We start from the raw sequence: 25,492 nt of genomic DNA, 5'->3' as shown, positions 1-25,492 counted from the left end.
GTGCGAGCCCCGACCGGGTTGGAACGGACAGAGCGTCGGCGCGGCACCGGGCCGACGGACGAGGAGGCAGCCATGGCGGGTACCGAACGCACCCACGCGTCGCACGAGGACCGGCGTCCCGACGACGAGCCCGAGGGCCCCGAGGTCCCGGTCGCGCCGCAGGCGCAGTCGCGCGACGCGGAGGTCGACGCGCTCCTCGAGGAGATCGACGAGGTGCTGGAGACGAACGCGGAGTCCTTCGTCCGGGGCTTCGTCCAGAAGGGCGGCGAGTAGGAAGGGTGACGGCAACCCGATGAGCACAGACCAGCCAGGGCGCCTGCCCGACGCGTTCACGACCCCCGGGTCGTCGTCCTTCCTGGACTTCCTGTCCGGGCACGCCCCCGACCTGCTGCCGTCGCACCGCGCCGCGGGGCACGCGTCGGCGGGCGTCGTGCCCGACGCGCCGCACGCGACGACGATCGTGGCGCTCACGTTCGGCGCCGAGGGCGTCGCGGGCGGCGTCGTGATGGCGGGGGACCGCCGCGCGACGATGGGCTCGATGATCGCGAACCGTGAGATCGAGAAGGTCTTCCCGGCGGACGAGTTCTCGGCGGTCGGGATCGCGGGGACCGCGGGCATCGCGGTCGAGCTCGTGCGCCTCTTCCAGCTCGAGCTCGAGCACTACGAGAAGATCGAGGGCGCCCTGCTCTCGCTGGACGGCAAGGCGAACCGCCTGTCCACGATGATCCGGCAGAACCTCGGCCTCGCCATGCAGGGCCTCGCCGTGGTCCCGCTGTTCGCCGGGTTCGACCTCGACCGGGCCACGGGCCGCATCTTCTCCTACGACGTGACCGGCGGCCGGTACGAGGAGCGCGCCTACCACTCGGTGGGTTCCGGGTCGGTGTTCGCGCGCAGCTCGCTGAAGAAGCTCTGGCGTACGGAGCTCGACCGGGACGCGTCCGTGCGCGTCGCGGTCGAGGCCCTGTACGACGCGGCGGACGACGACTCCGCCACCGGCGGCCCCGACCCGGTGCGCCGGATCTGGCCCGTCGTCGCGGTCGTGACCCGGGACGGCTACGAGCGTGTCGCGGACGACGAGCTCGCGGCCGTCGTCGAGCAGATCGTGGCCGAGCGGTCCGGCACGGGCGTGCCGCGCCGCAGCCCCGCGGTGACGAACGCCGAGGCGGTCCCGCACGACCAGCCGCACGACCTGTCGCAGGGCCCCGCGTCGGGAGGTGACGCCGAGTGAGCATGCCCTTCTACGTCTCGCCCGAGCAGCTCATGAAGGACCGGGCGGACTTCGCGCGCAAGGGCATCGCGCGCGGCCGCTCCGTCGTGGTCCTCGCGTACGAGGACGGGATCGCGTTCGCCACGGAGAACCCGTCGCGCGCGCTGCACAAGATCTCGGAGATCTACGACCGCATCGCGTTCGCCGCGGTGGGCAAGTACAACGAGTTCGAGAACCTGCGGGTCGCGGGGGTGCGCTACGCGGACCTGCGCGGGTACTCCTACGACCGTACGGACGTCAACGCGCGCGGTCTGGCGAACGCCTACGCCCAGACCCTGGGCACGGTGTTCACCACCGAGTCCAAGCCGCTCGAGGTCGAGCTCGTCGTCGCGGAGGTCGGCCGGACCGCGGCGCACGACCAGCTCTACCGGATCTCCTACGACGGGTCGGTCGCCGACGAGCAGGGTGTGGTCGTCATGGGCGGGCAGGCGGACCAGCTCGGCCGCGTGATCGAGGACGCGTGGCAGCCCGGTCTCGGCCTGGCGGAGGTGCTGCGTCTCGCCGTGCGCGCGCTCGGGTCGGGCGGCGACGGCGAGGAGGTGCGGACCATCCCGGCCGCGCAGCTCGAGGTCGCCGTCCTGGACCGCACGCGCCCACGGCGCGCGTTCCGCCGCATCTCGGGGAGCGCGCTCGAGGACCTCCTCGCGGGCGGCGACGGCCCGACGTCGGCCGCCGACGCCGCGACCGACGACGCGGGCGACGCGACGGGCACCGGCCCCGCGACGGACGAGGGGTAGGACCGCATGGACCGCAGGATCTTCGGGCTGGAGACCGAGTACGGCGTCACGTGCGCGTCCGACGACGGCCGGGGGCTGTCGGCGGACGAGGTGGCGCGCTACCTGTTCCGCAAGGTGGTCGCGTGGGGCCGGTCGTCCAACGTCTTCCTGCGCAACGGCTCGCGGCTGTACCTCGACGTCGGCTCGCACCCCGAGTACGCGACGGCGGAGTGCGACGACGTGCACCAGCTCGTCGCGTACGACCGTGGTGGGGAGCGGATCCTGGAGGGTCTCGTCGCGGACGCGCAGCAGCGTCTCGAGCACGAGGGGCTGCCCGGCCGCATCCACCTGTTCAAGAACAACACGGACTCGGCGGGCAACTCCTACGGGTGCCACGAGAACTACCTCGTGCGGCGCCAGGGCGACTTCGCGCGGCTGTCGGACGTGCTCGTGCCGTTCCTCATCACGCGGCAGGTGCTCACGGGCGCGGGCAAGGTCCTCGCGACGCCGCGCGGGGCCGTGTACTGCTTGTCGCAGCGCGCCGACCACATCTGGGAGGCGGTCTCCAGCGCGACGACGCGTTCCCGCCCGATCATCAACACGCGAGACGAGCCGCACGCGGACGCGGAGAGCTATCGGCGCCTGCACGTCATCGTCGGCGACTCGTCCATGGCGGAGACGACGACGATGCTCAAGGTCGGCTCGACCGACCTCATCCTGCGCATGATCGAGGCGGGCGTGCCCATGCGGGACCTCGCGCTGGAGAACCCGATCCGGTCGATCCGCGAGATCAGCCACGACATGACGGGCAAGCAGCCGGTCCAGCTCGCGAGCGGACGGACCGTCACCGCGATCGACCTGCAGGGCGAGTACCTCCAGCGCGTGAAGGAGTTCGTCGAGCAGGACGTCTCGCTGACGCCCGTCGTGAAGCAGGTCCTCGACCTGTGGGAGCGGGGGCTGCGCGCGCTCGAGACGGGTGACCTCTCGCTGGTCGACCGCGAGCTCGACTGGGTCATCAAGTACCGGCTGATCCAGCGGTACCAGGCCAAGCACGGGCTCGAGCTGGACGACCCGCGGATCGCGCGCCTGGACCTCGCGTACCACGACATCTCGCGCACCGAGGGGCTGTACAACCTTCTCGCAGCGCGCGGGATGGTCGAGCGCGTCACGACGGACCTCGAGGTGTTCGAGTCGACGGCGGTCCCGCCGCAGACGACGCGCGCCAAGCTGCGCGGCGACTTCGTGCGCGCCGCGCAGGAGGCGCGCCGGGACTACACGGTCGACTGGGTGCACCTCAAGCTCAACGACCAGGCGCAGCGCACCGTCCTGTGCAAGGACCCGTTCCGGAACGTCGACGAGCGCGTGGAGCGCCTCATCGAGTCGATGTGATGCGGGACGTGATGTGACGAACCTGGTACCTCCGACCGGGAGCCCCGTGCAGGGTTCCCGGTCCGCTCGTCGTCGTGCGCCGCGCGCCCGAGGGGTGCTCGCGCTGCTCGTGGCGTTCGTCGTCGCCGTCGTCCTCGCCGCCTGCACGGAGCCCGAGGACGCGACGCCGACGCCCCTGAACACCGACCTCACGGTCGGCGGGTCGTCGGGCGCGCCCCCGGAGCTGCAGTACCGCGCCCCGCTCGACGTGCCGGAGGCGACGTCGGAGGTCGTGTGGCCGGGCGCCGGGGCCGAGCTCGTCGACGGCGGTCCGCTCCTGCTCAACCTCTACGCCCAGGACGTGAGCGACGGGACCGTCCTGCAGAACACCTACACCGACGCGCCACGCTGGCGCGCGCTGACGGACGAGTCGATCGGACGGGACCTGCGCGACCTCCTGCGCGGCCAGCGGGTGGGTGCGCGACTCCTGCGGCTCGAGGAGGACGACGGCGTCCCCGTGGCGCTGGTCGTCGACGTGCTCCCGACCCGGGCGTCGGGCGAGGCGGTCGCGCCCGTCGAGGGTCTGCCGACCGTGACGCTCGCCGAGGACGGCGCGCCGAGCGTCACGATCCCGCCCGAGACGACCCCGCCCGCGGGGCTCGTCGTGCAGCCGCTGGTCCGCGGCGACGGCAACCAGGTCGAGGTGGGCCAGGTCGTCACGGTCCGGTACACGGGCGTGCGGTGGTCCGACGGCGACGTCTTCGACACGACCTGGGCCGACGACACGGCGCCCCTGTCGATCATGATCGGGATCGGCGAGGTCATCGAGGGGTGGGAGCAAGGGCTCCTGGAGCAGTCCGTGGGGAGCCAGGTGCTGCTCGTCGTGCCGCCGGACCTCGCCTACGGCGAGACGGCCAACCCGCTCGCGGGCGAGACCCTCGTCTACGTCGTGGACATCCTCGACGCCCAGTTCCCGGTGACCGCCGAGGAGGCCGCCGAGGGCGGCGCCGATGGCACCGGTCCCGACACGACCGGCGACGCGCCGGCCGACCAAGGAGAGTCCTCATGACCGTCGCGATCCGCGTGATCCCGTGCCTCGACGTCGACGCGGGGCGCGTCGTCAAGGGCGTGAACTTCGAGAACCTGCGCGACGCGGGCGACCCCGTGGAGCTCGCCTCCCGGTACGACGCCGAGGGCGCGGACGAGCTGACGTTCCTCGACGTCTCGGCGTCGTCGGGGAACCGGGAGACGACGTACGACGTCGTGCGGCGCACCGCGGAGCAGGTCTTCGTGCCGCTCACGGTCGGCGGCGGCGTGCGCTCGGTGGAGGACGTGGACCGGCTCCTGCGCGCCGGTGCGGACAAGGTCGGGGTGAACACGGCGGCCATCGCCCGGCCGGAGCTCATCGCCGAGATCGCTGACCGCTTCGGCAGCCAGGTGCTGGTCCTGTCCGTCGACGCGCGCCGCACGACGGGGGACGTGCGCACGGAGTCCGGGTACGAGGTGACGACCCACGGCGGGCGCCGGGGGACCGGCATCGACGCCGTGGAGTGGGCGGCGCGCGCCGCGCGGCTCGGGGCGGGCGAGATCCTCCTCAACTCCATGGACGCCGACGGCACGACCGCAGGCTTCGACCTCGAGATGCTCGCGGCGGTGCGTTCCGAGGTCCGCGTCCCGCTCGTCGCGAGCGGCGGGGCGGGGACGCCCGAGCACTTCGTGGCCGCGGCGCGCGCCGGGGCCGACGCGGTGCTCGCGGCGAGCGTCTTCCACTTCGGCGCCCTGACGGTCGCCCAGGTCAAGGACGCGATGCGCGCGCAGGGCGTCGAGGTGCGCTGAGGCACGGTCCCGCGGGCCGAGGGCCGGGCGGCGCAATTTCGTCGAGCGTGTCAGGGGCGCATGAGAGGATCGTGCAACCCCCTGAACGAAAGACGAGGACCGTCCCGTGCCCGGCAGCAGGACGCGCCCCACCGGCGCCGACGCCCCGCCCGCCCCGACCGACCAGCCGGCCCTGACGGACCGGCCCGACCCGCCCCGGGACCTGCTCCCCGACGAGCCGACGGTCCGGCGGCCGCACGCCCTGACCGGGTCGCGCGTGCGCCGGTCGCTGGCCCTCATGGGTCGCGGCATCCGCGACGAGCCGCGCACCTACGCGCTGGCGATCGGGTCCTCGGCCCTCTTCGGGGCGCTCACGGTCGCCGTGAGCAGCGCGATCGGCACCGCGACCGACGAGGTCGTCGTCCCCGCGATCGCCGGTGACGAGACCGCACGCGGCCGCATCTGGGTCGCGGGCCTCGTCCTCGCCGGCATCGCGGTCTCCCTCGCGGCGAGCGTGGCCGCGCGCCGCATCTTCGCGGGCAACGGGTACGCCGCGCTCCAGGCCCGGCACCGCACCGCGGTGACGCGCCAGTACCTCCGCCTGCCCATGTCGTGGCACCGCTCGCACCCTGCCGGCCAGCTCCTGTCGAACGCGAACTCCGACGTCGAGGCCGCCACGGGGGTGTTCAACCCGCTCCCGTTCGCGCTCGGGGTCGTCGTCATGATCGGCGTCGCCGCGGTGATGCTGTTCCGGGTGGACGTCTGGCTCGCGTGCGCCGCGCTCGTCGTGATCCCGGTCGCGATCGCGGTGAACATCGTCTTCCAGCGCTACATGTCGCCCGCGATCACGCGTGCGCAGCAGCTCCGTGCCGAGGTCTCGGACGTCGCGCACGAGAGCTTCGAGGCCGCCCTGCTCGTCACCTCGCTCGGGACCGCGGACCGCGAGGAGCGCCGCTTCGCCGAGCGCACCGACGAGCTGCGCGCCGCGAACGTGCGCGTCGGCGTCGTCCGGGCGTTCTTCGACCCGGTCATCGAGCTGCTGCCGTCGCTCGGCACGCTCCTCGTGCTGGCCGTCGGGACCGTCCGGCTCACCTCCGGCGGTGTCGCGGCGGGCGACATCGTCACGGCCGCCTACCTCCTCACGGTCATGGCCGTCCCCGTCCGGGCGTTCGGCTGGGTGCTCGGCGAGCTCCCGCGCGCCCTCGTCGGGTACGAGCGCATCAGCCGCGTCGTCGACGCCGGCGGGGTGCTGCGCCCCGGGACCGGTGGCCTCCCCGGCAGGGGCACCGGTCTGGGCGTGCGCCTCGAGGGCGTCGGCGTGGACGTCCGCGCGGGCGGCCGGGTGATCACCCTGCTCGACGGGATCGACCTCCGGGTCGATCCCGGGACCACGGTCGCGGTCGTCGGCCCCACGGGCGCGGGCAAGACGACGCTCGTGTCGCTGCTCGCCCGGCTCTCGGACCCCACCCGCGGACGTGTCCTGCTCGACGGCACCGACGTGCGCGACGTGCGCGAGGCCGACCTGACGTCCCAGGTCGCGCTCGTGGCCCAGCAGGCGTTCGTCTTCGAGGACTCCGTGCGGGCGAACGTCACGCTCGTCGACGACGGCGACCCGGGCCCGGACGACGACCAGGTCTGGGAGGCGCTGCGCCTGGCGCGCGTGGACGACGTCGTCGCGCGCCTGCCGGAGGGCCTGGACGCGCCGCTGGGGGAGCGCGGGGCGAACCTGTCCGGCGGCCAGCGTCAGCGGCTCGCCATCGCGCGCGCCCTCGTGCGCCGCCCGCGCCTGCTCGTCCTCGACGACGCGACGTCGGCGGTCGACCCGCGTGTCGAGCAGCAGATCCTCGCGGGCCTCGCGCGCGAGGGGGCCGACCGCCCGACCGTCGTCATGGTGGCCTACCGCATGTCGAGCGTCGCGCTCGCGGACGTCGTCGTGCACGTCGAGTCCGGCCGGGTGGTCGACGTCGGGACGCACGACGAGCTCCTCGCGCGCGACCGTGGCTACCGTGAGCTCGCGACGGCCTACGCCCGCGAGGCGGAGCGGCGCGAGCAGGAGCGCGCGGACGCCACCGACGACACCGCGCTGGAGACGGCAGAGGACGCCGACGCCGACGAGAGCCGGGGCGACGACCTCGCGCGTCGGGAGGAGATCGAGGAGGACGACGTCGTGCGGCACGTCGAGACGGGGGCGCTGGAGGAATGAGCCGGACCACCACCACGGAGCGCTCGGCGACCGGGAGCGCGACCCCTGCGCCCGGCGGCACGCCGGGCCGCGCCGCCGAGGCGCGCATCGCCGCGGCGAGCTCGCTCGGCGTCCTCGCCACCCTGCGTCGCGGCGTCCAGGTCTCGCCGCAGATCCTCGACGGCATCTGGATCACGCTCGGCCTCGCGGTCGCCGCCGCCCTGGGGCGCGTCGTCGTGCCCGTGACCGTCCAGCAGACCGTGGACACGGGCGTGCTCGCCGACGGCGGTCCGGACACGGCCCGCGTGGCCGTGCTCGTCGGCGTCGCGGCGGTCGTCATCGTCCTCGCAGGCCTCTGCTCGGCCTTCGTCAACGTCCGGCTGTTCCGGTCGACGGAGGCGGGGCTCGCCGGCCTGCGGGTCGGGGCGTTCCGGCACGTGCACGACCTCTCGGTTCTCACGCAGAACACCGAGCGGCGCGGGTCGCTCGTCTCGCGCGTCACGAGCGACGTCGACACCATCTCGCTCTTCGTCCAGTGGGGCGGCATCATGCTGCTCGTCTCGGTGCTCCAGATCGGCGTCGCGACGGTCCTCATGGCCGTCTACTCGTGGCAGCTCACGCTCGTGGTCTGGGCGTGCTTCGTCCCGCTGTTCCTCGTCCTGCGGCCCGCGCAGGCGCGCGTCAACGACGCGTACACGCAGGTCCGGGCGCGCGTCGGGGGGATGCTCGGCGCGATCTCCGAGTCGATCGTCGGTGCCGAGACCATCCGCGCGTACGGTGCGGGCGCGCGCACCGCGCGTCGCATCGACGCCGCCGTCGACGCGACGCGGCGGGCGATGGTCCGGGCGCAGAAGCTCGTCGCCGTCGTCTTCTCGAGCGGGGTGCTCGTCGCGAACCTCGTGCTCGCGGTCGTCGTGGTGGTCGGCTCGTACCTCGGGGTGGCCGGCGACATCTCGGTCGGCCAGCTCCTCGCCTTCCTCTTCCTCGTCCAGCTCTTCACGGGCCCCGTGCAGATGGCGACCGAGATCCTCAACGAGCTCCAGAACGCCGTCGCCGGCTGGCGTCGCGTGCTCGCGGTGCTGGAGACGCCCGTCGAGGTCGTCGACAAGGGCGCCGACGGCGAGCGCAGCCCCCGCGGGCCGGCCCACGTACGGCTCGAGGGCGTCCGGTTCGCCTACCCCGACGGCCCGGAGGTGCTGCACGGCGTCGACCTCGACCTCCCGGCCCGGGCCTCGGTCGCCGTCGTCGGAGCGACGGGGTCCGGCAAGACGACCATCGCCAAGCTCGTCACGCGCCTCATGGACCCGACCGCGGGGCGCGTGCTGCTCGACGGCACCGACCTGCGCGACCTCGCCGTCGAGTCCTTGCGCGAGCGCGTCGTGCTCGTGCCGCAGGAGGGCTTCCTCTTCGACGGCACGCTCGCGGACAACGTCGCCTACGGGCTGCGGGGCGACGCGGAACGGGAGCCGGAGGCCGCGCGTCGCGCCCGGATCGAGGCCGCCGTCGGACGGCTCGGGCTCACGGACTGGGTCGCGGACCTCCCCGACGGGCTCGACTCCGCGGTCGGCCAGCGTGGCGAGTCGCTCTCGGCGGGGGAGCGGCAGCTCGTCGCGCTCGTGCGTGCGTACCTCGCGGAGGCCGACCTGCTCGTCCTCGACGAGGCGACGTCCGCCGTCGACCCCGCGACCGAGGTCCGCATCGCCCGCGCCCTCGCGTCGCTCACCGCGGGCCGCTCCACCCTCACCATCGCGCACCGGCTCTCCACCGCGGAGGCGGCCGACCTCGTCGTCGTGGTGGACGCGGGCCACGTCGTCGAGATCGGTCACCACGACGACCTCGCCCGCGCGGACGGTGTCTACGCCCGCATGCACGACGCCTGGGTCTCGCAGACCCGCTGAGCCGCCCGTCGCCGGGTCGGGGCGTCGTGGGCGCGTGGCGGCTCGGGACGCGACCCCGGCCCGACCGGGGTGAGGCGAGACGGCGGACCGGGGAGGGCACGGCGTCTGGCAGGATTCTCAGGTGCCCGACTCCACGACCGGCCCGCAGCCCACGACCGACCTCTCGCTCGACCCCGAGATCGCCGCGCGGCTCAAGCGCGACGACGCCGGGCTGGTCGCCGCGATCGTCCAGCAGCACGACACGGGCGACGTGCTCATGCTCGGCTGGATGGACGACGAGGCGCTCCACCGGACGTTGACGACCGGGCGCGTGACGTTCTGGAGCCGGTCCCGCCAGGAGTACTGGCGCAAGGGCGACACGTCCGGCCACGTGCAGGTCGTGCGCTCGGTCGCCCTCGACTGCGACGGGGACGCGCTGCTCGTGCGCGTCCACCAGGTCGGGGCCGCGTGCCACACCGGCACGCGCACGTGCTTCGAGGCCGGGGGAGACCTGGGCGCCGTCGTCGGCGACCTGCCGCCCGGCGCTGTCGACCCCTCGACCACGCCCGACCCCGATCCTGAGGAGGAGAACCAGTGAGCGCGACCGTCGACCCGGCCGAGACCACCACCGTCCCCGCGGGCGGTCCCGCGTGGGGCGGGACGTGGCCCGTGCTCGACGGCTTCCGCGCGCTGGCCACGTCCCGACGGGTGGTCCCCGTCGTCCGGCGCCTGCTCGCCGACGACGTCACGCCCGTGGGCCTGTACCGCACGCTCGCGCAGGGCCGGCCCGGCACGTTCGTCCTGGAGTCCGCCGAGTCGGACGGCCGCTGGGCGCGGTACTCGTTCGTCGGCGTCGCGTCGCGCGCGACGCTCACGGCGCGCGGCGGCCGCGCGGTCTGGTCCGGTGACGTGCCCGCCGGCGTCCCGCTCGAGGGTGACGTCGTGGACGTGCTGGAGGCGACGCTCGACGTGCTGCGCACGCCGGCCGTCGAGGGCCTGCCGCCGCTCACGGGCGGCCTCGCGGGCGCGATCGGCTGGGACGTGATCCGGCACTGGGAGCCGACCCTGCCCTCGGACGCGCCGGACGAGCTCGGCGTGCCCGAGCTGACGCTGTGCCTCGCGACGGACCTCGCGGTCGTCGACCACGCGGAGGGCAGCGTGTGGCTCGTCGCCAACGCGATCAACTTCGACGACACGGACGAGCGCGTCGACGAGGCGTACGCGGACGCCGTCGCACGGCTGGACGCGATGCAGGACCGGCTCGTGGCACGCGGCGCGCACGTCGCGTCGGTCCTCGCTCCGGACGTCGCCGAGCCGGAGCTCGAGTTCCGCTCCACGCGCGAGGAGTTCGAGGCGTCCGTCGTCGCGGGCAAGGACGCGATCCGCGAGGGGGAGGTGTTCCAGGTGGTGCTGTCCCAGCGCCTGGACCTCGACTGCCCGGCGGACCCCCTCGACGTGTACCGCGCGCTGCGGACGATCAACCCGAGCCCGTACATGTACTACTTCCAGCTCACGGACGCGGACGGGCGGGACTTCGCGGTCGTCGGGTCCAGCCCCGAGACGCTGGTGAAGGTCGAGGACGGCCGCGTCACGACGTTCCCGATCGCCGGCTCGCGTCCGCGCGGCGCGACGCCGGAGGAGGACGTCGCGCTGGGCGAGGAGCTCCTGCAGGACCCGAAGGAGCTCGCCGAGCACATCATGCTCGTGGACCTGTCGCGCAACGACCTCGTGAAGGTGTGCGAGCCGACGTCCGTCGAGGTCGTGGAGTTCATGGCGACCAAGCGGTTCAGCCACATCATGCACCTGTGCTCGACGGTCGTCGGGACGCTGCGCGACGGCGCGACCGCGCTGGACGCCTTCCGGGCGACGTTCCCGGCCGGGACGCTCTCGGGCGCGCCCAAGCCGCGGGCGATCGCCCTCATCGACGAGCTCGAGCCGGCGTCGCGGGGGATCTACGGTGGGACCGCGGGGTACTTCGACTTCGACGGGAACATGGACATGGCCATCGCGATCCGGACCGCGCTCATCCGCGACGGCCGGGCGAGCGTCCAGGCCGGCGGCGGCATCGTCGCGGACTCGGTGCCGGCGCTGGAGTACGCGGAGTCGCGCAACAAGGCGGCGGCCGCGGTCCGGGCCGTCCAGGTCGCCGCGCGGCTGCGGGGGCTGGCATGAGCCGGCCGGCCGGGCCGAGCCGGCGCACCGCGATCTGGGTCCTGCTCCTGCTCGGCGGCGCGACCCTCGCGGCGGCCGTGCCGACGTGGCTGAGCACGACCGGCGCGACGGCGCTCGACCCGGAGGTCGAGGTGGCCGTCGCCGGGACGTCGGCGGCGCCGGGGGTGAGCGCGTCGGCGCTCGTGCTCGTCGCCGCCGCGCTCGCGCTCGGGCTCGTCGGCCGCGTCGGCCGGTGGGTCGTGCTCGCGGTCGCCGCGGCGAGCGGTGTCGTCGCGACCGTCTCCGCGCTCGGCGTCGCGCTCGACCCGGAGCCGAGCGCCCGGTCGGCCGTCGCGGACGCGACGGGCGTCACGGAGCTCACCGCGCCCGTCGAGCTGACCGTCGCGCCCTGGCTCGCCGCGGCGCTCGGTGTCCTCACGGTGCTCGCGGTGGTCTGGGTCGCCGTCGGCTCGCGGTCGTGGGCGGGCGCCTCGACCCGGCACGAGCGCGCGTCCGGCGCGACGGCGCCCGCCGCACCGGCGGCGGGAACGGCGGTGCCCGAGGAGCGGCCGGACCGGTCCCGGGCCACGGAGACCACCGCCCCCGACGACCTCACCGACCACGACGCGTGGGACGCGCTGTCCCGCGGCGAGGACCCCACGGACCGCTGAGCAGCGCGGACGCCCGCTCGCGTCGACGTCAGCCGCGGCCGTGCGGGGGACGGGCACCTGCCCGGTCCGATAGGCTCTGACCACATCTTGACGAAAGGCACGACCCTCATGGCCGAGAACCAGCAGACCACCGAGATCGCCTACCTGCCGCCCGCGGCACCGCCCACGAACCACGGCCACACCGTCGCCGCGTGGTTCACCATGATCGGCATCATGGTCGGGTCCCTCGTGGCCGCGATCGGGGTGGTCGTCGCCGCCGTCTGGCTGTTCTGGGTGGGCATGGGCGTCGTGGCCGTCGCGCTGATCGGCGGGCTCGTGCTGCGGAACGCGGGCTACGGCCAGAAGCAGGCCGCGCGGTGACGCAGCCGCCGGGACCCGGCCCGTACGACCCCGCAGGCCCCCAGGACGGGTCGCAGGCGCCGTACGGCTCGTCGGCGCCCGGCGGCTCCCCGCAGCATCCCGGGGGTGACCCGGCGGGCGCCTCGTACGCGGCGCAGTACCCCGGCGAGCAGTACCCCGGCGAGCAGTACCCCGGTCAGCAGTACCCCGGCCAGCAGTACCCCGGCCAGCAGTACCCCGGCCAGCAGTACCCGGCCGGCGCCTACGGGGCGCCGCCGTACTACCCCAAGAACAGCCTGGCCATCTGGTCGCTGGTGCTGGGGATCGCGTCGTTCGTGCTGAGCTGCGGGTTCTTCACGGGCATCCCCGCCGTGATCGTCGGCAACGCCGCGAAGCGCGCGGTCGCGGAGGGCCAGGCGGACAACGACGGCATGGCGACGGCGGGGATCATCCTCGGTTGGGTCGCGATCGGGCTGTCGGTCGTCGGTGTCCTCTTCCTCCTCCTCTTCTTCCCTGCCTTCTTGGCCTGGGTCGGCACGATCCCGGACCAGTACTGACGGGTGCGCACGTGACGTCCGAGGCCGTCCGACGTCGACGGCTCCCGCGCGCGGCGCAGGCACCGCTCGTCGTCGGCGCGCTCGTCGCGGCGGCGACGGCCTACGTCGGTGCCGTCGACCCGAACCGTCCGGGGCACTACGTCACCTGCCCCCTGCTCGCGCTGACCGGTCTCGCGTGCCCGGGGTGCGGCGGTCTGCGCGCCACGCACGACCTCGTGCACCTCGACCTCGCCGCCGCCTGGTCCATGAACCCCCTGTGGGTCCTCGTCGCGCCGCTGCTCGTCGTGCTGTGGGCCACGTGGCTCGTCCGGGCCTGGCGCGGGCGCCCGGCCCCCCGCCTCCCGGCCTGGCTCGCGTGGGTCTCGCTCGGCGTCCTCGTGCTCTTCGGCGTCCTGCGGAACGTGCCCGCCCTCGTCCCGTGGCTCGGCCCGGTGGCGGTCTGAGACGGTCGGGCGGCCCCGCGACGGTCGTCTCGGGGGCTGGGCCGTGGTCATCGTCACTCGGGGGCGGCTCTACGATGGCAGGTACCTCCCTGTCAACGGGTCGGCCCGAACCTGTGGGTGCACGATGGCCGACCGGCCCGGCCGGGGGGCGGGACGACACGGGGAGTGGTGGGACGATGACGGTTCTGGACGACATCGTCGCGGGCGTGCGCGAGGATCTCGCGGTACGTCAGGCGGCGACCTCGCTCGACGAGCTGAAGGAACGTGCGTCCCGCGTCCCCGGCGCGCTGGAGTGCGTGAGCCGCCTCAAGGCGGACGACGCCGTCGCGGTCATCGCCGAGGTGAAGCGCTCGAGCCCCAGCAAGGGCGCGCTCGCGGCGATCTCCGACCCGGCCGAGCTCGCGGGGGAGTACGAGAAGGGCGGCGCGGCCGCGATCTCGGTGCTCACGGAGCAGCGGCGGTTCAACGGGAGCCTCGCCGACCTGGACGCCGTGCGCGCCCGGGTCGACGTCCCCGTGCTCCGCAAGGACTTCGTGGTGACGCCGTACCAGGTGTGGGAGGCGCGGGCGCACGGCGCCGACATCGTCCTCCTCATCGTCGCCGCGCTCGAGCAGACGGTCCTCACGTCGCTCGTCGAGCGCGTCCACTCGCTCGGCATGACCGCGCTCGTCGAGGTGCACACGCTGGACGAGGTCTCGCGCGCGCTCGACGCCGGCGCGCGCGTCGTCGGCGTGAACTCGCGCGACCTGAAGACTCTCGACGTGGACCGCACGACGTTCGCGCGCCTCGCGCCCGCCATCCCGGACGAGGTCGTCCGCGTCGCCGAGTCCGGCGTGCGCGGCCCCCACGACGTCATGGACTACGCCCGTTCCGGTGCGCACGCGGTGCTCGTCGGCGAGGCGCTCGTGACGGACGACGCCCCGCGCTCGTCCGTCGCGGACCTCGTCGCGGCCGGGTCGCACCCGTCGCTGTGGTCCGTGCGGCCCTGAGGCACGACGGCACCGCCCGTCACGCCGCAGGCGCCGCGCCCCGGCCCAGCACACCCCACCACGCAGGAGGACCGGCCCCGTGCCCGACTCGACACCTTCGACCACCTCCCGGAGTGCCGAGCACTCCGTGCGCGCCGACCTGACGCGCTCCCTCGCGACCCAGGAGGGTCCCTACTTCGGCGAGTTCGGCGGACGGTTCGTCCCCGAGGCGCTCATCGCCGCCCTGGACGAGCTGGAGACCGAGTACCGCAAGGCGCTCGACGACCCGGCGTTCGTCAACGAGCTCGCGCGTCTCCAGCGCGAGTACACCGGACGTCCGAGCCCGCTCACCGAGGTGCCGCGCTTCGCGCAGCACGCCGGCGGCTCGCGCGTCTTCCTCAAGCGCGAGGACCTCAACCACACCGGATCGCACAAGATCAACAACGTGCTCGGCCAGGCCCTGCTCGTGAAGCGCATGGGCAAGACGCGCGTGATCGCCGAGACCGGGGCGGGGCAGCACGGCGTCGCGACGGCGACGGCCGCGGCCCTGCTCGACCTCGAGTGCGTCGTGTACATGGGCGAGGAGGACACGCGGCGCCAGGCGCTCAACGTGGCCCGCATGCGCCTGCTCGGCGCGGACGTCGTCCCCGTGACGATCGGGCAGCGCACGCTCAAGGACGCGATCAACGAGGCGCTGCGCGACTGGGTCGCGAACGTCGACACGACCCACTACCTCCTGGGCACGGTGACCGGCCCGCACCCGTTCCCCGAGATGGTGCGCGAGTTCCACCGCGTCATCGGCGAGGAGGCGCGCACGCAGATCCTCGACCGCATCGGTCGGCTGCCGGACGCGCTCGCGGCGTGCGTCGGCGGCGGGTCCAACGCGCTCGGCCTTTTCAACGCGTTCCTCGACGACGACGCGGTCGAGCTCTACGGCTTCGAGGCGGGCGGCGAGGGCGTGGAGACCGGGCGGCACGCGGCCCGCTTCAGCGGGGGCGCCCCGGGCGTCCTGCACGGCGCCCGCTCGTACCTGCTGCAGGACGACGACGGCCAGACCCTCCCGAGCCACTCCGTCTCCGCGGGGCTGGACTACCCGAGCGTCGGCCCCGCGCACTCGTGGCTCCACGACCTCGGTCGTGCGACCTACCACCCCGTGACGGACTCCGAGGCCATGGAGGCGTTCCGGCTGCTGTGCCGCACGGAGGGCATCATCCCCGCGATCGAGTCGGCACACGCGCTCGCCGGCGCGCTGCGGATCGGCCGCGAGGCCGCTGCCGCGGGCCGTACCGACCACGTGATCCTGGTGAACCTCTCCGGGCGCGGGGACAAGGACGTCGCGACCGCCGCCCGGTGGTTCGACCTCGTGGACGACGACGCGATCGCCGAGACGGCGACGGGCACGGAGGGACAGCTGTGAGCGCGGCGCAGACCAAGGACGCCCTCGGGGCGCCGACCGCAGGGACGGCGTCGGTCACGGCGCGGCGCCTGCTCGAGCTCCGCGCGGAGGGACGTGCGGCGCTCGTGGGCTACCTGCCCGTCGGCTTCCCGACCGTGGACCGCTCGATCGAGGCGGCGCTCGCCCTCGTCGAGTCGGGCGTGGACGTGCTGGAGCTCGGCATCCCGTACACCGACCCCGTGATGGACGGCCCGGTCATCCAGGCCGCCGCGCAGACGGCGCTCGACGCGGGCGTGCGCGTCGCGGACGTGTTCCGCGTCGTGGCGGCGGTCACGGAGCGTACCGGCGGCCGGGTCCCCGTCCTCGTCATGACGTACTGGAACCCGGTCCTGCGGTACGGCGTCGACGCGTTCGCGCGCGACCTCGCCGCCGCCGGGGGCGCCGGGCTCATCACGCCCGACCTCATCCCCGACGAGGGCCGCGCCTGGCTGGACGCCTCGGAGGCGCACGGGCTGGACCGCGTCTTCCTCGTCGCGCCGAGCTCGACCGCCGAGCGGCTGCGGCTCACCGCACGCGCGTCGCGCGGGTTCGTCTACGCCGCCTCGACGATGGGCGTGACGGGCGTGCGTGCCGCCGTCGGGCCGCAGGCGGCACGGCTCGTCGCCGACACGCGCGCTGCCGGGGCAGACCTCGTCTGCGTCGGGCTCGGTGTGTCCACGGGCGAGCAGGCTGCCGAGGTCGGCCGCTACGCCGACGGCGTCATCGTCGGGTCGGCGTTCGTCCGCCCCCTGCTGGGCGACGCCCCGTGGGACGAGCGCATCGCCGCCCTGAAGGTCGTCGCGGCGGGTCTCGCCGCCGGCGTCCGTGCGGGGCGGGAAGGGGCCGGCGACGACGTCCCGGCCGGCACGACGACGTCCGGAGGGGTGGTCGCATGAGCGCCGTGCTCGCCGTCGGGCAGCTCGTGGAGGCCGCGGGCACCCTGCCCGCCGCGCTCCCGAGCCCCCCGCAGCACACGTGGTACGTGGGCCCGTTCCCGATCCGGGCGTACGCGCTCGCGATCCTCGCGGGCATCGCCGTGGCCCTCTGGCTCACCCGGCGCCGCTGGGTGGAGCGCGGGGGAGAGGCGGACGACGTCCTGGAGATCGCCTTCTGGGCGGTCCCCTTCGGCATCGTCGGCGGGCGGCTCTACCACGTCTTCTCGACGCCGGACCCGTACTGGGGCCCGAACGGTGACCCCGTCCGCGCGCTCTACGTGTGGGAGGGCGGCCTCGGGATCTGGGGCGCGGTCGCGCTCGGGGCGGTCGGTGCGTACATCGGGTGCCGTCGCCAGCGCGTGAGCTTCCCCGCGTTCGCCGACGCCCTCGCGCCCGGCCTGCTGCTCGCGCAGGCCGTCGGCCGGCTTGGCAACTGGTTCAACCAGGAGCTGTTCGGCGCCCCGACGACCCTGCCCTGGGGACTGCGCGTCGACGACTCGGTGGCCGCCGCCGCGGGGTATCCGCCGGGCACCTTGTTCCACCCGACGTTCCTCTACGAGATGGTCTGGAACATCGGTGCTGCCCTGCTCCTGATCTACCTGGACCGTCGGTTCCGGCTGGGTCATGGTCGGGTATTCTGGCTCTACGTCTTCGTCTACACGCTCGGTCGTGTGTGGATCGAGATGCTGCGCATCGACGAGGCCGAGCACGTCCTCGGCCTCCGGCTGAACGTCTGGACCTCGATCCTGGTCGGCGTCGGTGCGTTGATTGCGTTTATCGTTGTCGGGCGTCGCCACCCCGGGCGCGAGGAGACGGTGTCCCTCGACGCTCCGGACGAGGCGTCCACCACGGGGTCCGAGGAGCCGGTCGAGGAGTCGACCGACGACGAGGACCTCTCGACGACCGAGGACTCCGACGACTCGGAGGAGTCCGAGCAGGCAGGTGCCGCGCGACCAGACCCCGGTCGCTGAGCATCCGTCATTCATAGGCGAATCCGCCGGGCGACCGCCCGGTGGGTTCTGTCATGTCCATAGGGCCGACGACGTCCCGAATCCCCCAGCTGGAAACCAGCCCGGCCGTCTCGGTCGGGCGCCTGTGAGGACGGTGTTGATGACCACGCCGCAGTATCGGGACGCGCACCGGGCACCCGCCCTGTCCGCCCCTCCCACGGCATCCGGTCTGTACGACCCCGCCGCCGAGCACGACGCGTGCGGCGTCGCCTTCGTGGCGACGCTCCGCGGCACGCCCGGACGCGACATCGTTGACGCGGGCCTGACGGCCCTGCTCAACCTCGACCACCGCGGCGCCGTCGGCGCCGAGGAGAACAGCGGCGACGGCGCCGGGATCCTCACGCAGATCCCCGACGCGTTCGTGCGCGACGTGGTCGACGCGGAGCTCCCGCCCGCCGGGCACTACGCCATCGGCATGGCCTTCCTCCCGCAGGACGCCGGCGCGGCCGCTGAGGCGGCCCGCGGCGTCGAGGCGATCGCGGCCGAGGAGAAGCTCGAGGTCCTGGCGTGGCGCGACGTGCCCGTGACCGCGGACCTCGTCGGCCCGAGCGCACGCGCGTCCATGCCGCTGTTCCGCCAGGTCGTCGTCGCGGACCCCGCGCGCGAGCTGTCCGGCGTCGAGCTCGACCGTCGCACCTACCGCCTGCGCAAGCGGGCGGAGAACGAGCTCGGCCTGTTCTTCGCCTCGCTCTCGGCGCGCACCCTCACGTACAAGGGCATGCTCACGACGGCGCAGCTCGAGCCGTTCTTCCCGGACCTGTCCGACCCGCGGTACGCGAGCGAGATCGCGCTCGTGCACTCGCGGTTCTCGACGAACACGTTCCCGTCGTGGCCGCTCGCGCAGCCGTTCCGGATGATCGCGCACAACGGCGAGATCAACACGGTGCGCGGCAACCGGAACTGGATGGCGGCGCGCGAGGGCACCCTCGCGAGCGACGCCGTCGGCGACCTCGCGCCGCTCCTGCCCGTGTGCTCGGAGGGGTCGAGCGACTCGGCCAGCTTCGACGAGGTGCTCGAGCTGCTGCACCTGTCGGGCCGCTCGCTGCCGCACGCGGTGCTCATGATGGTCCCCGAGGCGTGGGAGAACCACGCCGACATGGACCCGGACCGGCGCGCGTTCTACGAGTACCACTCGACGCTCATGGAGCCGTGGGACGGGCCGGCGTGCCTCAACTTCACGGACGGCACCCTCATCGGCGCGGTCCTCGACCGCAACGGCCTGCGCCCGGGGCGCTACTGGGTGACCGAGGACGGCCTCGTCGTGCTCGCGAGCGAGGCGGGCGTGCTCGACCTCGACCCGGCGACGATCGTCCGCAAGGGTCGCCTCGAGCCGGGGCGCATGTTCCTCGTCGACACCGGTCAGGGCCGGATCATCGAGGACGAGGAGATCAAGTCCCAGCTCGCCGCGCAGCGCCCGTACGCGCAGTGGGTCGCCGAGAACGCGGTCTACCTCGACCAGCTCCCCGAGCGCGAGCACGTCGCGCACAGCCCCGCGTCCGTCGAGCGCCGCCAGCGTGCCTTCGGGTACACGCAGGAGGAGCTCAAGGTCATCCTCACCCCGATGGCCAACACGGGTGCCGAGCCGCTGGGCGCGATGGGTACGGACACCCCGATCGCCGTCCTCGCGCAGCGCCCGCGCCTCCTGTTCGACTACTTCACGCAGATGTTCGCGCAGGTGACGAACCCGCCGCTCGACGCGATCCGCGAGGAGCTCGTGACGTCCATCGGCGGCGCGATCGGCCCGGAGCCGAACCTGCTCGTCGACACGCCCGAGCACGCGCGCAAGCTCATGCTGCCGTTCCCCGTGCTCGACAACGACCAGCTCGCGAAGATCATCCGCGTCGACAAGGACCCGAAGCTCGCCGGCATCTTCCGCGCGGTGACGATCAAGGGCCTGTACCGCGTCGCGGGCGGCGGCGAGTCGCTGCTCGCCCGGCTCGAGGAGATCTTCGCCGAGGTCGACGAGCACGTCGCCGCGGGCGCGAGCTTCATCGTGCTGTCGGACCGCGACTCGGACGCCGAGCACGCCCCGATCCCGTCGCTGCTGCTCTCGAGCGCGGTGCACCACCACCTGCTGCGCCGGCACACGCGCACCCAGGTGTCGCTCGTCGTCGAGGCCGGCGACGTGCGCGAGGTGCACCACGTCGCGCTGCTCATCGGCTACGGCGCCGCCGCGGTCAACCCGTACCTCGCCATGGAGACCGTCGAGGACCTCGCGCGCCGCGGCTACCTCACGGTCGACCCGGCGAAGGCCGTCGCGAACCTCATCAAGGGGCTCGGCAAGGGCGTGCTCAAGGTCATGAGCAAGATGGGCATCTCGACCATCTCCTCGTACCGCGGCGCCCAGGTCTTCGAGGCGGTGGGCCTGTCCCACGACCTCGTGCAGGCGTTCTTCACGGGCACGACGTCGCGCCTCAGCGGCATCGGGCTCGACGTCGTCGCGGCCGAGGTCGCGGCGCGGCACGTCGACGCGTACCCCAAGTCCGGCAACCACCGCCCGCACGTCCGTCTCACGACGGGCGGCGAGTACCAGTGGCGCCGCGACAGCGAGGAGCACCTGTTCGACCCGGAGACGGTCTTCCGGCTCCAGCACGCCACGCGCGAGCGCCGGTTCGACATCTTCCGTCAGTACACGCACCGCGTGGACGAGCAGTCCTCGCGGCTCATGACGCTGCGCGGCCTCCTCGCGCTGCGCGAGGGCGAGCGCCCCGCGGTGCCGCTCGACGAGGTCGAGCCCGTGAGCGAGATCGTCAAGCGCTTCAACACGGGCGCCATGTCGTACGGGTCGATCTCCGCGGAGGCGCACGAGACCCTCGCGATCGCGATGAACCGCCTCGGCGGCCGGTCGAACACCGGCGAGGGCGGCGAGGACCCGGAGCGCCTGTACGACCCGGAGCGCCGCTCCAAGGTCAAGCAGATCGCGTCGGGGCGCTTCGGCGTCACGAGCGAGTACCTGACGAACGCCGACGACATCCAGATCAAGCTCGCCCAGGGCGCCAAGCCCGGCGAGGGCGGTCAGCTCCCGGGCCACAAGGTGTACCCGTGGGTCGCCAAGACCCGGCACTCGACGCCGGGCGTCGGGCTCATCTCGCCGCCGCCGCACCACGACATCTACTCGATCGAGGACCTCGCGCAGCTCATCCACGACGCCAAGAACGCGAACCCGTCGGCGCGCATCCACGTCAAGCTCGTGTCCGAGTTCGGCGTCGGGACGGTCGCGACGGGCGTGTCCAAGGCGCACGCGGACGTCGTCCTCATCTCGGGTCACGACGGCGGCACGGGCGCGAGCCCGCTCACGTCGCTCAAGCACGCGGGCACGCCCTGGGAGATCGGTCTCGCCGAGACCCAGCAGACGCTCGTGCTCAACAACCTGCGCGACCGCATCGTCGTCCAGGTCGACGGCCAGATGAAGACCGGCCGCGACGTGGTCGTGGCGGCGCTGCTCGGGGCCGAGGAGTTCGGCTTCGCGACCGCCCCCATGGTCGTCTCGGGCTGCGTCATGATGCGCGTGTGCCACCTGGACACGTGCCCGGTGGGTGTCGCGACGCAGAACCCCGAGCTGCGCGCCCGGTTCACCGGCAAGCCGGAGTTCGTCGTGAACTTCTTCGAGTTCATCGCCGAGGAGGTGCGCGAGTACCTGGCGCGCCTGGGCTTCCGGAGCATCGAGGAGGCCATCGGCCGCGTCGAGCTCCTCGACACGCGCAAGGCGGTCGACCACTGGAAGGCCCAGGGTCTCGACCTCGGGCCCGTGCTCGAGCGGCCCGTGCCGGTCGAGGGCGCCTCGCTGCGCAACACCACGACCCAGGACCACGGCCTCGAGAAGGCGCTCGACAACCAGCTCGTCGCCCTCGCCGAGGACGCGCTCGAGCGGCGCGAGCCGGTCCGCATCTCCCTGCCGGTGCGCAACGTCAACCGCACCGTGGGCACGATGCTCGGCCACGAGGTCACCAAGCGGTTCCGCGGCGAGGGCCTGCCCGACGACACGATCGACGTGACCCTCACCGGGTCCGCCGGCCAGTCGCTCGGCGCGTTCCTCCCGTGCGGCGTCACGCTGCGCCTGTTCGGCGACGCGAACGACTACGTCGGCAAGGGCCTGTCGGGCGGGCGGATCGTCGTGCGCCCGGACCGCAACGCGGTCCTCACCGGGTCGAGCAACGTCGTGGCAGGCAACGTCATCGGCTACGGCGCGACGTCGGGCGAGATCTTCCTGCGCGGCCGTGTCGGCGAGCGCTTCGGCGTCCGCAACTCGGGTGCGACGCTCGTCGTCGAGGGCGTGGGCGACCACGGCTGCGAGTACATGACGGGCGGCACGGTGCTCGTGCTCGGCCCCACCGGGCGCAACTTCGGCGCCGGCATGTCCGGCGGCACCGCGTACGTGCTCGACCTGCGGGAGGGCGCCGTGAACACGAGCGCGCTCGCGACGGGCGAGCTCGGCCTGAGCCCGCTCGAGGACGCCGAGGTGGCGCTCGTGGAGCAGCTCGTGCGTCGTCACCACGAGGAGACCGGGTCGCCGCTCGCGGCCGAGCTCCTCGAGGACTTCCCCGCGGCCGTCCAGCGCTTCACGCGCGTGCTGCCGACCGACTTCGCCCGCATGCGCTCGGCGCTCGAGAAGGCCGAGTCGGCCGGGCTCGACCCCGCGGCCCCGGGTGTGTGGGACCAGATCTTGGAGGTGGCCCGTGGCTGACCCCCGCGGATTCCTGAAGGTGCGGGAGCGCGAGCTCCCGCCCAACCGCCCGGTGGCCGTGCGCCTGCGGGACTGGAAGGACGTGCACGCGCACCTCGAGGAGGGCCAGGTCTTCCTCAAGGAGCAGGCGGGACGCTGCATGGACTGCGGCATCCCGTTCTGCCACCAGGGGTGCCCGCTCGGCAACCTCATCCCCGAGTGGAACGACCTCGTCTACCGCGACCAGTGGGCCGACGCGATCGACCGCCTGCACGAGACGAACAACTTCCCGGAGTTCACGGGCCGCGTGTGCCCGGCGCCGTGCGAGTCGAGCTGCGTGCTCGGCATCAACCAGCCGGCCGTGACGATCAAGAACGTCGAGGTCTCGATCATCGACGAGGCGTTCGCCCGCGGCTACGTCACGCCGCAGGTGCCGCAGCGCCTCACCGGCTCGACCGTCGCCGTCGTGGGCTCGGGTCCTGCCGGCCTCGCGGCCGCCCAGCAGCTCACGCGCGCCGGCCACACGGTCGCCGTGTACGAGCGGGACGACGCGATCGGCGGGCTGCTGCGCTACGGCATCCCCGACTTCAAGCTCGAGAAGCTCCACATCGACCGCCGCGTGGCGCAGATGGAGGCCGAGGGCACGCGCTTCCGCCCGGGCGTCGAGATCGGCGTGGACATCACCTGGGACGACCTCCGCGCACGGTACGACGCCGTCGTGGTCGCCACGGGCGCGACCGTCCCGCGCGACCTGTCGATCCCCGGGCGCGAGCTCGACGGCATCCACTTCGCGATGGACTTCCTGCACCAGGCGAACGCCGTCGTGGCCGGGCGCGAGGTCGCCGACCAGATCACGGCCACGGGCAAGCACGTCGTCGTCATCGGTGGCGGCGACACCGGGTCGGACTGCCTCGGCACCTCGCTGCGCCAGGGCGCGGCGAGCGTGACGACGCTCGCGATCGGCAAGCAGCCGCCGCTCGAGCGGTCCGCGACCCAGCCGTGGCCGACGGACCCGATCGTGTTCGAGGTGTCCTCGTCGCACGAGGAGGGCGGTGAGCGCGAGTTCCTCGCGTCCACCGTCGAGTTCCTGGGCGACGAGAACGGAGCCGTGCGCGCGCTGCGCGTCGCGGAGACCGAGTACCTGCCCGACGGCCGTCGCGTGCCCAAGGAGGGCACCGAGCGCGAGATCCCCGCGGACCTCGTGCTCGTCGCGATGGGCTTCACCGGGCCGGAGACGGCGACCATCACGACCCAGGCCGGCACGGACCTCACGGGCCGCGGTCTCGTGGCGCGCGGCGACGACTTCGCGTCGTCGCTGCCCGGGGTCTTCGTGGCCGGCGACGCGGGTCGTGGGCAGTCGCTGATCGTGTGGGCGATCGCCGAGGGTCGGGCGGCGGCGGCATCCGTCGACGCCTACCTTCAGGGAGGGACCGAGCTGCCCGCGCCTGTGCGCGCGAACACCGTGTCCTTGCGCGCTTGACGTGCACCCCGACGTCGGGTGTCCGGCGCCGGGACGATGAGCGGGGCATCCTAGGGAGGGGCACCCCGCGACGACCGGCTCCCGGCCGGTCGGAAGACTAGAGGCTGGAGATATGCGCAGAGCAAAGATCGTCTGCACCATCGGACCCGCGACCGAGTCGAAGGAGCAGCTCCGCGCGCTCGTCGACGCGGGGATGGACGTGGCGCGGATCAACCGCAGCCACGGCAGCGCCGAGGAGCACGCGGCCGTCTACCAGGGCGTGCGCGAGGCCGCCGCCGAGTCCGGCCGCTCCGTGGCGGTGCTCGTCGACCTCCAGGGGCCGAAGATCCGCCTGGGCCGCTTCGGCGGCGACGAGAAGCACTGGCTCGAGGAGGGTGACACCTTCACGATCACGACCGAGGACGTCGTCGGCACCAAGGAGCTCGTCTCCACGACGCACAAGGGCCTGCCGGGCGACGCGCGCGTCGGTGACCCGATCCTCATCGACGACGGCAAGGTGCTCGTCCGCGTCACCGCCGTCGAGGGCCCGCGCGTGGTCACGCGCGTCGAGGTCGCCGGCCCGGTGTCGAACAACAAGGGCCTGAACCTCCCGGGCGTCGCGGTCTCCGTGCCGGCGCTGTCCGAGAAGGACCAGGACGACCTGCGCTGGGCGCTCCAGCTCGGTGCGGACATCATCGCGCTGTCCTTCGTGCGGTCCGCGAAGGACTTCGACGACGTCAAGCGGATCATGGACGAGGAGGGCCGCACGGTCCCCGTCGTCGCGAAGATCGAGAAGCCGCAGGCCGTCGACAACCTCGCCGAGATCGTCGACGCGTTCGACGGCGTCATGGTCGCCCGCGGTGACCTCGCGGTCGAGCTCCCGCTCGAGCAGGTCCCGCTCGTCCAGAAGCGCATCGTCGAGCTCGCGCGTCGCAACGCCAAGCCCGTCATCGTCGCGACGCAGGTGCTCGAGTCCATGACGAACTCGCCGCGCCCGACGCGCGCCGAGGCGTCCGACTGCGCCAACGCCGTCCTCGACGGCGCCGACGCGGTCATGCTCTCGGGCGAGACCAGCGTGGGCGAGTACCCGATCCTCACGGTCGAGACCATGGCCCGCATCATCGAGGCGACGGAGGAGGCCGGCCGCGAGCGCATCGCGCCGCTGGGCTCGACCCCGCACACGCGCGGTGGCGCCATCACGCGTGCCGCCGCCGAGATCGGCGAGATCCTCGGCGCGAAGTACCTCGCGACGTTCACCCAGTCGGGCGACTCCGCGCGCCGCATGTCGCGCCTGCGCTCGTCCATCCCGCTGCTCGCCTTCACGCCGCGCGAGCACGTGCGCAACGTCCTGTCGCTCACGTGGGGCACCCAGACCTACCAGGTGCCCGAGGTGGAGAACACCGACGCGATGGTCGGCCAGGTCGACACGACCCTCCAGGCCAACGGCCTCGCCGAGGTCGGCGACCTCGTGGTCGTCGTCTCCGGCGCCCCCGTGGGCCAGCCGGGCACGACGAACTCGATCCTCGTGCACAAGATCGGCGACCACTCCGACACGCGCGCCTGACGCCGTCGCGCCCGTGAGGGCGCGGTCTCGCGCGACGCCCGACGGCGGCGCCCCTCTCGCGGGGGCGCCGCC

Annotated in this window: 21 protein-coding genes; all 21 read left to right on the top strand. The window is 73.5% G+C overall.

Going from position 1 to position 25,492, the window contains the following annotated elements:
• Nucleotides 1-72 precede the first annotated feature (72 nt).
• Nucleotides 73-273: a ubiquitin-like protein Pup gene (locus JOE63_RS13005; protein ID WP_047232853.1), complete on the top strand. Its 201-nt coding sequence runs from the start codon at nucleotides 73-75 to the stop codon at nucleotides 271-273.
• A gap of 19 nt (nucleotides 274-292) precedes the next feature.
• Entirely contained in the window at nucleotides 293-1,228 is a 936-nt protein-coding gene (gene prcB / locus JOE63_RS13000; RefSeq protein WP_204541900.1) for a proteasome subunit beta, read from the top strand.
• Nucleotides 1,225-2,004 (top strand): proteasome subunit alpha, encoded by a 780-nt coding sequence (gene prcA, locus JOE63_RS12995; protein WP_204541897.1) that lies wholly within the window; start codon nucleotides 1,225-1,227, stop codon nucleotides 2,002-2,004. Before prcB ends, prcA begins: the two co-directional genes overlap by 4 nt.
• 6 nt (nucleotides 2,005-2,010) lie before the next feature.
• The gene (pafA, locus tag JOE63_RS12990; RefSeq protein ID WP_087472187.1) at nucleotides 2,011-3,372 is read left to right on the top strand and encodes a Pup--protein ligase; all 1,362 of its coding nucleotides are present in this window, start codon (nucleotides 2,011-2,013) and stop codon (nucleotides 3,370-3,372) included.
• A 46-nt stretch (nucleotides 3,373-3,418) separates the two neighbouring features.
• The gene (locus JOE63_RS12985; protein WP_244286168.1) at nucleotides 3,419-4,420 is read left to right on the top strand and encodes an FKBP-type peptidyl-prolyl cis-trans isomerase; all 1,002 of its coding nucleotides are present in this window, start codon (nucleotides 3,419-3,421) and stop codon (nucleotides 4,418-4,420) included.
• Nucleotides 4,417-5,187, top strand: a complete 771-nt coding sequence (hisF, locus tag JOE63_RS12980) for an imidazole glycerol phosphate synthase subunit HisF (protein WP_204541894.1) — start codon at nucleotides 4,417-4,419, stop codon at nucleotides 5,185-5,187. Before JOE63_RS12985 ends, hisF begins: the two co-directional genes overlap by 4 nt.
• A 277-nt stretch (nucleotides 5,188-5,464) precedes the next feature.
• On the top strand, nucleotides 5,465-7,369 hold the full coding sequence (locus tag JOE63_RS12975; protein WP_204543702.1) for an ABC transporter ATP-binding protein: 1,905 nt from the start codon (nucleotides 5,465-5,467) through the stop codon (nucleotides 7,367-7,369).
• Nucleotides 7,366-9,246, top strand: coding sequence for an ABC transporter ATP-binding protein (locus tag JOE63_RS12970; RefSeq protein ID WP_204541891.1), 1,881 nt, complete (start codon nucleotides 7,366-7,368; stop codon nucleotides 9,244-9,246). Before JOE63_RS12975 ends, JOE63_RS12970 begins: the two co-directional genes overlap by 4 nt.
• 121 nt (nucleotides 9,247-9,367) lie before the next feature.
• Nucleotides 9,368-9,823 (top strand): phosphoribosyl-AMP cyclohydrolase, encoded by a 456-nt coding sequence (hisI, locus tag JOE63_RS12965; protein ID WP_204541888.1) that lies wholly within the window; start codon nucleotides 9,368-9,370, stop codon nucleotides 9,821-9,823.
• The gene (locus tag JOE63_RS12960) at nucleotides 9,820-11,397 is read left to right on the top strand and encodes an anthranilate synthase component I (RefSeq protein WP_204541885.1); all 1,578 of its coding nucleotides are present in this window, start codon (nucleotides 9,820-9,822) and stop codon (nucleotides 11,395-11,397) included. Before hisI ends, JOE63_RS12960 begins: the two co-directional genes overlap by 4 nt.
• On the top strand, nucleotides 11,394-12,047 hold the full coding sequence (locus JOE63_RS12955; RefSeq protein WP_204541882.1) for a Trp biosynthesis-associated membrane protein: 654 nt from the start codon (nucleotides 11,394-11,396) through the stop codon (nucleotides 12,045-12,047). The genes JOE63_RS12960 and JOE63_RS12955 overlap by 4 nt, the downstream gene beginning before the upstream one ends.
• Nucleotides 12,048-12,134: 87 nt before the next feature.
• A complete protein-coding gene (locus JOE63_RS12950; RefSeq protein ID WP_307840085.1) occupies nucleotides 12,135-12,407 on the top strand; it encodes an HGxxPAAW family protein in 273 nt (90 codons plus the stop codon).
• Complete coding sequence (locus JOE63_RS21690) at nucleotides 12,404-12,943, top strand: DUF4190 domain-containing protein (protein WP_204541879.1); 540 nt, start codon at nucleotides 12,404-12,406, stop codon at nucleotides 12,941-12,943. The genes JOE63_RS12950 and JOE63_RS21690 overlap by 4 nt, the downstream gene beginning before the upstream one ends.
• An 11-nt stretch (nucleotides 12,944-12,954) precedes the next feature.
• A complete protein-coding gene (locus JOE63_RS12940; protein ID WP_204541875.1) occupies nucleotides 12,955-13,386 on the top strand; it encodes a DUF2752 domain-containing protein in 432 nt (143 codons plus the stop codon).
• A 176-nt stretch (nucleotides 13,387-13,562) separates the two neighbouring features.
• Nucleotides 13,563-14,375: an indole-3-glycerol phosphate synthase TrpC gene (gene trpC, locus JOE63_RS12935; RefSeq protein WP_087472178.1), complete on the top strand. Its 813-nt coding sequence runs from the start codon at nucleotides 13,563-13,565 to the stop codon at nucleotides 14,373-14,375.
• A gap of 127 nt (nucleotides 14,376-14,502) precedes the next feature.
• Nucleotides 14,503-15,771: a tryptophan synthase subunit beta gene (trpB, locus tag JOE63_RS12930; protein WP_307840083.1), complete on the top strand. Its 1,269-nt coding sequence runs from the start codon at nucleotides 14,503-14,505 to the stop codon at nucleotides 15,769-15,771.
• On the top strand, nucleotides 15,768-16,685 hold the full coding sequence (trpA, locus tag JOE63_RS12925) for a tryptophan synthase subunit alpha (RefSeq protein WP_204541869.1): 918 nt from the start codon (nucleotides 15,768-15,770) through the stop codon (nucleotides 16,683-16,685). Before trpB ends, trpA begins: the two co-directional genes overlap by 4 nt.
• Nucleotides 16,682-17,695 (top strand): prolipoprotein diacylglyceryl transferase, encoded by a 1,014-nt coding sequence (gene lgt / locus JOE63_RS12920; RefSeq protein ID WP_087472176.1) that lies wholly within the window; start codon nucleotides 16,682-16,684, stop codon nucleotides 17,693-17,695. Before trpA ends, lgt begins: the two co-directional genes overlap by 4 nt.
• Nucleotides 17,696-17,834: 139 nt before the next feature.
• Nucleotides 17,835-22,418 carry a glutamate synthase large subunit gene (gltB, locus tag JOE63_RS12915; RefSeq protein ID WP_204541866.1) on the top strand — a complete coding sequence of 1,528 codons (4,584 nt, stop codon included), beginning with the start codon at nucleotides 17,835-17,837 and terminating at the stop codon, nucleotides 22,416-22,418.
• Nucleotides 22,411-23,877, top strand: coding sequence for a glutamate synthase subunit beta (locus tag JOE63_RS12910; protein WP_087472174.1), 1,467 nt, complete (start codon nucleotides 22,411-22,413; stop codon nucleotides 23,875-23,877). Before gltB ends, JOE63_RS12910 begins: the two co-directional genes overlap by 8 nt.
• 112 nt (nucleotides 23,878-23,989) lie before the next feature.
• Entirely contained in the window at nucleotides 23,990-25,420 is a 1,431-nt protein-coding gene (gene pyk / locus JOE63_RS12905) for a pyruvate kinase (RefSeq protein WP_087472173.1), read from the top strand.
• Nucleotides 25,421-25,492 lie beyond the last annotated feature (72 nt).

It is taken from the genome of Cellulosimicrobium cellulans, assembly GCF_016907755.1.
Lineage (GTDB): Bacteria > Actinomycetota > Actinomycetes > Actinomycetales > Cellulomonadaceae > Cellulosimicrobium > Cellulosimicrobium cellulans_D.
The sequence above is the reverse complement of the archived record's forward strand: the minus strand, read 5'-3'. Positions and strand labels throughout refer to the sequence as shown.

Coding starts and splice junctions, on each gene's coding strand:
- JOE63_RS13005 (WP_047232853.1), top strand. CDS start 73: ATGGCGGGTACCGAACGCACCCACGCGTCGCACGAGGACCGGCGTCCC.
- prcB (WP_204541900.1), top strand. CDS start 293: ATGAGCACAGACCAGCCAGGGCGCCTGCCCGACGCGTTCACGACCCCC.
- pafA (WP_087472187.1), top strand. CDS start 2,011: ATGGACCGCAGGATCTTCGGGCTGGAGACCGAGTACGGCGTCACGTGC.
- hisF (WP_204541894.1), top strand. CDS start 4,417: ATGACCGTCGCGATCCGCGTGATCCCGTGCCTCGACGTCGACGCGGGG.
- JOE63_RS12975 (WP_204543702.1), top strand. CDS start 5,465: ATGGGTCGCGGCATCCGCGACGAGCCGCGCACCTACGCGCTGGCGATC.
- JOE63_RS12970 (WP_204541891.1), top strand. CDS start 7,366: ATGAGCCGGACCACCACCACGGAGCGCTCGGCGACCGGGAGCGCGACC.
- JOE63_RS12955 (WP_204541882.1), top strand. CDS start 11,394: ATGAGCCGGCCGGCCGGGCCGAGCCGGCGCACCGCGATCTGGGTCCTG.
- trpC (WP_087472178.1), top strand. CDS start 13,563: ATGACGGTTCTGGACGACATCGTCGCGGGCGTGCGCGAGGATCTCGCG.
- lgt (WP_087472176.1), top strand. CDS start 16,682: ATGAGCGCCGTGCTCGCCGTCGGGCAGCTCGTGGAGGCCGCGGGCACC.
- gltB (WP_204541866.1), top strand. CDS start 17,835: ATGACCACGCCGCAGTATCGGGACGCGCACCGGGCACCCGCCCTGTCC.
- pyk (WP_087472173.1), top strand. CDS start 23,990: ATGCGCAGAGCAAAGATCGTCTGCACCATCGGACCCGCGACCGAGTCG.